At 40.8% G+C, this 7,616-nt stretch carries 8 protein-coding genes and 1 pseudogene; 8 read left to right on the top strand and 1 reads right to left on the bottom strand.

What is annotated here, in order from left to right:
* From HZC12_07735 to HZC12_07700, 8 genes are all read left to right on the top strand, one after another.
* On the top strand, positions 1-534 hold a 534-nt coding region (locus HZC12_07735), incomplete at its 5' end, for a formate--tetrahydrofolate ligase (GenBank protein ID MBI5026599.1).
* A 100-nt stretch (positions 535-634) separates the two neighbouring features.
* On the top strand, positions 635-1,579 hold the full coding sequence (locus HZC12_07730) for a P-loop NTPase (protein ID MBI5026598.1): 945 nt from the start codon (positions 635-637) through the stop codon (positions 1,577-1,579).
* The gene (locus tag HZC12_07725) at positions 1,554-2,126 is read left to right on the top strand and encodes a helix-turn-helix domain-containing protein (protein MBI5026597.1); all 573 of its coding nucleotides are present in this window, start codon (positions 1,554-1,556) and stop codon (positions 2,124-2,126) included. The genes HZC12_07730 and HZC12_07725 overlap by 26 nt, the downstream gene beginning before the upstream one ends.
* Before the next feature lie 291 nt (positions 2,127-2,417).
* Complete coding sequence (locus tag HZC12_07720; protein MBI5026596.1) at positions 2,418-2,945, top strand: archaemetzincin family Zn-dependent metalloprotease; 528 nt, start codon at positions 2,418-2,420, stop codon at positions 2,943-2,945.
* A gap of 42 nt (positions 2,946-2,987) precedes the next feature.
* Positions 2,988-3,710: a YwiC-like family protein gene (locus HZC12_07715; protein MBI5026595.1), complete on the top strand. Its 723-nt coding sequence runs from the start codon at positions 2,988-2,990 to the stop codon at positions 3,708-3,710.
* A 255-nt stretch (positions 3,711-3,965) separates the two neighbouring features.
* Positions 3,966-4,505: a CDP-alcohol phosphatidyltransferase family protein gene (locus HZC12_07710; GenBank protein ID MBI5026594.1), complete on the top strand. Its 540-nt coding sequence runs from the start codon at positions 3,966-3,968 to the stop codon at positions 4,503-4,505.
* Positions 4,495-5,799 (top strand): DUF512 domain-containing protein, encoded by a 1,305-nt coding sequence (locus HZC12_07705; protein MBI5026593.1) that lies wholly within the window; start codon positions 4,495-4,497, stop codon positions 5,797-5,799. The genes HZC12_07710 and HZC12_07705 overlap by 11 nt, the downstream gene beginning before the upstream one ends.
* On the top strand, positions 5,777-6,601 hold the full coding sequence (locus HZC12_07700) for a shikimate dehydrogenase (protein MBI5026592.1): 825 nt from the start codon (positions 5,777-5,779) through the stop codon (positions 6,599-6,601). Before HZC12_07705 ends, HZC12_07700 begins: the two co-directional genes overlap by 23 nt.
* A 171-nt stretch (positions 6,602-6,772) precedes the next feature.
* Here HZC12_07700 and HZC12_07695 read toward each other — a convergent pair.
* Positions 6,773-7,108: pseudogene (locus HZC12_07695) on the bottom strand (DUF2007 domain-containing protein).
* Positions 7,109-7,616: the final 508 nt, after the last annotated feature.

Raw genomic sequence — 7,616 nt, 5'->3', positions numbered from 1 at the left:
TTTCACACCGATACCGATGAGGAGATTAAGTTAACAAAACGCATGTGTGAGCAGGCAGGTGCAAGGGTTGCAGTATCTGAGCACTGGTTAAAAGGCGGCGAAGGGGCACTCGAACTTGCAGATGCAGTGCTTGATGCATGTAATGATAAGGTTAACTTCAGGTTCCTTTATGATATGGATACCCCTTTGCGAAAAAGGGTTGAACTCATAGCAAAGGAGGTCTATGGCGCTGATGGAGTTAGCTATTCCCCGGAGGCAACTGCAAAGGCAGAGAGATTTGAAAACGACCCGAGGTTTAAAGACTATACCACCATGATGGTGAAAACACATCTATCGCTTTCACACGACCCCACACGCAAAGGTGTTCCTAAGGGTTGGGCGCTTCATATTAGAGATTTCCTTACATATGGCGGTGCCAGATTTATCTGTCCTGTTGCAGGAAATATCAGCCTGATGCCTGGCACATCCTCAGACCCTGCTTACAGAAGGGTCGATGTTGATGTGAATACAGGCAAAGTAAAAGGATTGTTTTAAATTTTAAAACGGGCAGGGATGCTTGACTAAAGTGGGTTGACATAAACTCTAACTACTAATTATAGTTATGTTAACCATAAATTGTTTCCAAAGGAAGAATTTGGAAAAAGGTAAAGTTGAAATCTGGGCAATCGCGGGAGGAAAAGGCGGGACAGGGAAAAGTTTTGTTGTAAGTAGTGTTGGCACTTACCTGGCTACAAAAGGTAAACATGTTACATTAATAGATGCTGATTGGGGTGGCGCAAACCTTCATTCCTTCTTTGGCATAAACAAACCTCCAAATTCCCTCACAGATTTTTTTGAAAAGAAATCTCCTCTTAAAGAGCTTGTTACTAACTGTGGGATCCCTCATCTGGGATTAATAGTAGGAAACCTTTTCTCACTGGATCCAGGGGACATTAAATATTCCCAGAAGCTTAGATTCTTCAATCATATCAGGATGCTCAACACAGATTACATTCTTATTGACCTCGGCGGAGGCTCACATGTTAACACTATAGATACCTTTCTGCTTGCTGATAAGATGATTGTTGTATTGGTTCCGGAGATAACTGCTATAGAAAATATGTATCGTTTTATTAAAAATGTGTTCTTCAGGAAATTGAAGCTTGTATTTAGCGCATATGGATTAAAGGATTTACTCCAGGATATATGTAAAAACAGAGAAGGATATGGGATAAAAAACCTGAAAGAACTCGTCACTTACTTAGCCGGTATGTCGGCACATATAAAAGAAATCCTTGATAAAGAGCTATCGGGCTTCAGGATATATATTGTTTTAAATCAGATAAAAAACAGTCGGGACATAGCAATCGGGACAAATATAAAAAGTGTTTGCATGAAGTTCTTAAACCTTCACGCTCAATATGCGGGCTATATAGAATATGATGAGTATGTAAGAAAATGTGTTAACGAGAAACAGGTCTTTCTGCTCACATATCCCCTTTCGCATGCTGCAAAGTCAATTGGAAGGCTTTCGGATAATCTGATAGAGGGAAAAGAGATAACAGTAACAGGAGATGAATATACCTCCACAAGACTATAAAAAATACTTTGAGATACTTGAGCTCAACCCTGATGCATCACTCCAGGAGATAAAGGCTTCATATCTGAGTCTCAAAGGGTTTTATTCAAACACCTCTATTGTTACAGATGCTATCTCATATGAACTTTCTGAAGACAGCATACAAAAAGTACTTGCAGAGATACAAGAGGCATATGAAAAACTTGCAGAATTCTTTAAGAATACAGACACCGAACAAAAATATAAAGAAAGACAAACAGTCACTGAGGACGACCTTAAGAGATATTTAGCAGATATTACAACCTTCAGTGGCCCTGCACTATGCAAGATAAGGGAAAGACTTGGGATAGAGCTAAAGGATATTGCAGATTTTACAAAGATACGCAGACAATATCTTGAGTATATTGAGCTTGAGAGATTTGATGCCCTTCCAGCAGAGGTATATATAAGGGGGTATGTTATAGCATATGCCCGCTATCTTTCTCTCGACACTACAAGGGTAGCAGAGGATTATATGGCGAGATACAGGGCATGGAAAATGGCAGCTACTGTAACGCCCCATAAATAACCTTACTCCTTCGCCATTCTTCCAAGTTTAATTTAAAAATATCATCCCTGATTATGCGTGAATGAAAACCACAGAGACACAGAGGTCACGAGAAAAGTGTAAAGAAAAATGGAGCAATGGAGTGTTGGAGTATTGGGAAAAAAAGAATACATTACTCCAATACTCCAAATTATAGCTCTGTGAACTCTGTGGCAGGTCATTTTCTCTGTGTCTCTGTGCCTCAGTGGTTAACACAATTTTGGGATTAAAATTGAATTCGGAAATTATTCTCCTCTTGTGTTAAAATTCATAGTGCTCAACCTCCTCCCCATAGGCAACATAGATGAGGCACTGTTAAAACATCTCTCTGATTTTCTGAAGGATACCTTCAAGACAAAAGTAATGGTTCTTGAAAATACCCCATTACAACCTTCTGCATACAACTCTTCCCGCAAACAGTATCATTCCTCAAAAATCTTAAGGGAGATAAACACCAGTGGTATGAAGGGTAAGATACTCTGCGTTACGGATGTTGACCTTTATGTGCCGAGGTTAAACTTTGTTTTTGGTGAGGCAGACCCCCTCAGAGGAGTGGCTATTATATCCCTTGTCAGGCTGAAGCAGGAATTTTACAACCTGAAAAAGGAGCCTTCCATCTTCATTGAAAGGACCATTAAGGAAGCTGTTCATGAGCTCGGCCATCTCTATGGCCTCGGCCATTGCACTGATCCAAAATGTGTGATGTATTTCTCAAACAGTATAAAGGACACAGATTTTAAAGGCAAAAAATTTTGCAATGTATGTAATATAGGGCTGCACGAACTGCAAAAAAAGATTTAAAAATATCTCCGGTTTAATCATATCTCCATTTCGGAGAATATTATGAATAGCTTAAAACTCCCTTACACAAAAGAACAGGGGAGCTGGGTGATGTTTATCATCGCCTTTTCTACAGGCGCCATAAAAACAGGGAACATAAATATCACCTTATCTCTGGTCTTTCTCTCTTTATGCCTTTTTTTGATGGCAAAGAGCCCTGCAGTGAATGTAATAAAAAGAGGCAACAGAGGCGAGCTCCCGTGGATTTCAGGATATATTATACCGGGCCTTGCAGGTTTCCTCTATTCTACAGTAAAGGTGCCACCTTTATTTTCGCTCTATATAGCCGGTATAACCCTGATTGTCCTTTATTTAATCCTTAATCTAAAAGGCATACAGGTTTTGTCAGAGGCATCTGGCATGGCTTTGATGGGGCTTACAGCAGCTATTGGCGCAAGTGCAGCGGCTGGTACACTGTTAAATCTCTATCTCTGGCCGATGTTTTTTATTTTTTATTTTGCAAGCTCTTTCAGGGTCAGGGCAACGATAAAAAGATACAGGCTTATCGGTATGCTTTATTCAGGTCTGGTGCTTTCAGTCTCAGGGATAATGGTATTAAAGGGTGTGCTTTTATTCCTTGCATTCCTGCCGCTTTTTGAAGATATTTATGCATTCATCAAAGGCAGGAAAGTCGTAGACTCGACTCTACGAGAAGACTTCAAGCGCCTGGGAATAATTGAAACGATTAAGGCAATCTTTTTTGCATCTATTTTAATTTTTATTTAGCCTAAGAGATAGAACTGAGAGATCTAAATGTAGATAGGGAAGGCAGATGAAAAATTTCTATACGCCACCTTAATAAAAAGACTTTATGGATTTGACAAAAAACATTAAAACTAAACGGCTAAAACAGAATATAAATCCCGATGCTTCGGGATAGAAATACTGAGACTGCCTTCCCTATCTCTGTAGTTCGGATTTAAAAAAATTTTGACTAACTTTCTCAACTTATGTTAAGCTTCTATATCTTGGAGGTTCCCCTTGGGGGTCGTAAATCTCCCTAATATATTCACAATAACAAGAATACTGTTATTGCCTTTTTTTGCCATCACCCTGATCTACGGGCATCACCGATATTCTCTTGCTATCTTTATTGCTGCTGGTCTCACAGATGTTCTCGACGGTCTTCTGGCAAGGGCAAAAAACCAGACAACAAGTTTTGGAAGCATACTCGACCCTGTGGCAGATAAATTTCTTCTGCTAACATCTTTAATAATTATGAGCATTTATGAATGGATACCAAAATGGCTGACTATTACTGTCATAAGCAGGGATTTGATTGTTGTAACTGGCTGGCTTATTCTTTATTTTGCCACCCATACAGCAAGAGTCGAACCAAGTATTCTCGGAAAAGGCGCCAATGCCTTACAGTTTATCCTGGTCGGGATAGTGCTTCTGTCCATCAACTTAACAGGAACCCCTTATGCGCCCATGGGCATCCTGATAGCCATTGCCGTGCTGACTTCCCTCTCAGGGCTCCACTATATATACAGAGGATTAAAAATTGCCAATGGTATCTAAGATAAATTCGAGCGTAGAACATGTAGCCCCTAACAGTATTGCACAGAAACTCGGCATTGAGAAGGGAGACATTCTCCTTAGCATTAATGGCGAACCGATCAGGGATGTTATAGACTACATGTTTTATTCAAAAGAAGAGAACCTGTTGCTTGAGGTCCAGAAAGACAAAAAATTATATTCATTTAAAGTAAAAAGAAAAGACAATGAAGCCCTCGGCATTGATCTAAAACCTTTTAGAATAAAAACCTGCAGAAACAACTGCATCTTCTGTTTTGTAAACCAGCTTCCCAAAAACATGAGAAAGACCCTTTACTTGAAGGATGACGATTACCGCATGTCCTTTCTCTACGGGAATTATATAGCCCTCACCAACATCTCCGATGCTGATAAAAAGCGTATCTTTGAGCAGCGCCTCAGCCCACTTTATGTATCTGTCCACACAACAAACAATGAGTTAAGAAGATCAATTCTTAAAAACCCAAAGGCCCCGGATATCCTTAAGGAGATTAAAGAATTTGTATCCAATAAGATAAGGCTACATGCTCAGATTGTTGTATGCCCTGGAATAAATGACGGCGAAGAGCTCATTAACACTGTTAAAGACCTTTGCAAATTTTATCCGTATGTTGCATCAATAGCAGTTGTACCTGTTGGCCTTACCAAACACAGGCAAAACAATATAAAACCTGTTGAAAAGTCCGATGCTATAAAAATATTCGAAACCCTCGAACCATTAAGGAAACGGCTGAAAAAACGGCACGGAGAATTTATAGTAGACCCATCTGATGAGCTTTATATAAAAGCTGGCCTGCCCTTCCCTGCCTTAAAAGAGTACGAAGACCTTCCACAACTGGAAAATGGTGTTGGGATGGTCCCTCTGTTTATGAATTCGGTGAAAAAGTTGAGACTTCCCAAAAAAATAGAACAAAGACGATATGTAACTTTCACCGGCACATCTTTTGCGCCTTATCTTGATGAAACCATCCAGAGATTCAGGGCTATCGAAGGACTGTCCATCGAGGTCTTTAAAATAGAAAACAGAGTTTTTGGCCCTACAGTCACAGTAACAGGGCTCCTTACTGGCAGGGATGTCCTGAAGACCCTTATGCGCAAGGTCTCTGGAGACTGCCTGCTTATACCGGATGTGGCTCTTAAAGATAGAACCGATATATTCATAGACAATGTAACCCTGAAGGATATTGCAGAGACCCTGAACATTGCTGTTAAGGCAATAGAGTCAACGCCAGAGGGCCTTTTAAAAGGAGTAACAGATGGATGTAACAGGGAGGACTAAGATCTTCGGCATATTTGGTTTCCCTGTAGAACATACCCTTTCACCGTCAATGCATAATGCTGCCTTCAAGGCACTCAGCCTTGACATGTGCTATCTGCCCTTTAAAGTCCAGCCGGCAGACCTCCCCAGGGCTATTGAGGCAATCAGGGCACTAAACATCTCAGGGGTAAATATCACTGTGCCACACAAGGAAAAAGTGATTCCATTTTTAGACGAGACTGATAGAGAAGCATCCCTTATCGGCGCTGTAAATACTGTGGTAAACAGGGAGGGAAAACTCTCAGGCTACAATACAGATGGCAGGGGATTTGTAAAATCCCTTGAAGAAGCTAAGATAACCACAGAAGGCAAAAAAGTACTGCTTGTCGGCGCTGGCGGTGCTGCAAGGGCAATTGCTTTTTCCCTTGCCATGAGGGGTGTTACAGAAATAGCCTTTTTTGACATAGATAAAGAGAAGGCCAGAGAGCTTTCAAATGCAGTTCAGAAGACAGGAATCCATTGTAGCGTCGTGAATGAAATAATGTCCCTGTCAGGATTTCATATAGTTATAAATGCCACCCCTCTTGGCCTCAAAGCCGACGATCCCCTGCCTTTCAGCCCACAACTTATTCTGCCTGACACTGTGGTATGCGACCTTATCTATAAAAAAACAGCTCTCTTACATAAAGCAGAGGGTATGGGAGCAAAAACTATTGATGGCTCTGGCATGCTCTTATGGCAGGGGGTTTTAGCCTTTGAGTTGTGGACCGGCATAAAGCCACCAGTTGATGTCATGCGCAAGGCCCTGCTGTCAGGGATATAATCTTTTGATTGCTTCTTTACCAATTCGACCCCCCTTTTAACATTCCTATCTAACGTTTCGAGTGATTGAGAGATATTCACTCTGGCCCGTTTTGTTCGGCGGATCACTTGCGAAATAGCATTTGGAGCATCGCAAAGCCTGTTGTTAAATGAAGTTTCGGGCGACCTTGAACTAATCTCCTTTTTGTTTCTTTCTTCCTGGCATTAACCATCCAAATAATAATACCTCAATAGCCATTCTGATTTTATCAAATAATGAGTATCTTACCTCCGATACTTCAGTTTTATCCTCAGTCCTATTCAGATAATCCGCCAAAAGTTCCTTAGCTCTCTCATACTGTTCATCTTGAATCAATATCATCTTTTTATTGAAAAGCTCAATCTGAGGACCCACTTCCATAGAACCAAAATTGTCATTACGGACAAAATAATTGATTCTTTCTGCATCAAGGATGCTTCGTATTAAGGCCAATTCAACTTCGTTGCGTGGAGAATATAATTCAATCATGCTTCAGTTTTGCTATCTTTATTGCCCGAAATTTCATTACGGGCTGGCGGCTTGCCGAAGTGCCCGAAGGGCATTTGGGAGAAGCCGGTTAGCCGCCTGATAGGCGGCGGCTTCGACCTCGGCAAGACGCCAGCCCGAGAAGCGGTCGAGGCGAAGCCGATGACCGCTTCTCGTTTCGAGTGCTTGAGAAGGACATAGCCTTTGGGTGTTTAATCTCAAGCACTCTGTTATCTGTCCGTTGCGGGCATCCTCGTTTAAAAATATGGGATGTGTCCCCCTATTCTTTTTCTCCCCTATTCTTTATTCTTTATTCTTTACCTATTCTTTTATTCTTTTATTCTTTAAACGAAATTTTTCATTATCTCTATTCCACAAACACTGGGATATCTCCGAGTGTTATTGATATTTTATTATTTTGCACTGATTTTGTCTTGGTCTCAAAGGCTGTGTTATAATCTGTTATATCTTTTCCTGATTCATATTTTGGCACAGCTTCGGTGATTCTGAT

This window comes from Nitrospirota bacterium (assembly GCA_016214385.1).
GTDB lineage: Bacteria > Nitrospirota > Thermodesulfovibrionia > UBA6902 > JACROP01 > JACROP01.
The sequence above is the reverse complement of the archived record's forward strand: the minus strand, read 5'-3'. Positions and strand labels throughout refer to the sequence as shown.

Bases quoted from the DNA above. Each gene is read 5' to 3' on its own strand.
- HZC12_07715 (MBI5026595.1), top strand. From the start codon at position 2,988: ATGAATAGCTTAAAACTCCCTTACACAAAAGAACAGGGGAGCTGGGTG.
- HZC12_07705 (MBI5026593.1), top strand. From the start codon at position 4,495: ATGGTATCTAAGATAAATTCGAGCGTAGAACATGTAGCCCCTAACAGT.
- HZC12_07725 (MBI5026597.1), top strand. From the start codon at position 1,554: ATGAATATACCTCCACAAGACTATAAAAAATACTTTGAGATACTTGAG.
- HZC12_07700 (MBI5026592.1), top strand. From the start codon at position 5,777: ATGGATGTAACAGGGAGGACTAAGATCTTCGGCATATTTGGTTTCCCT.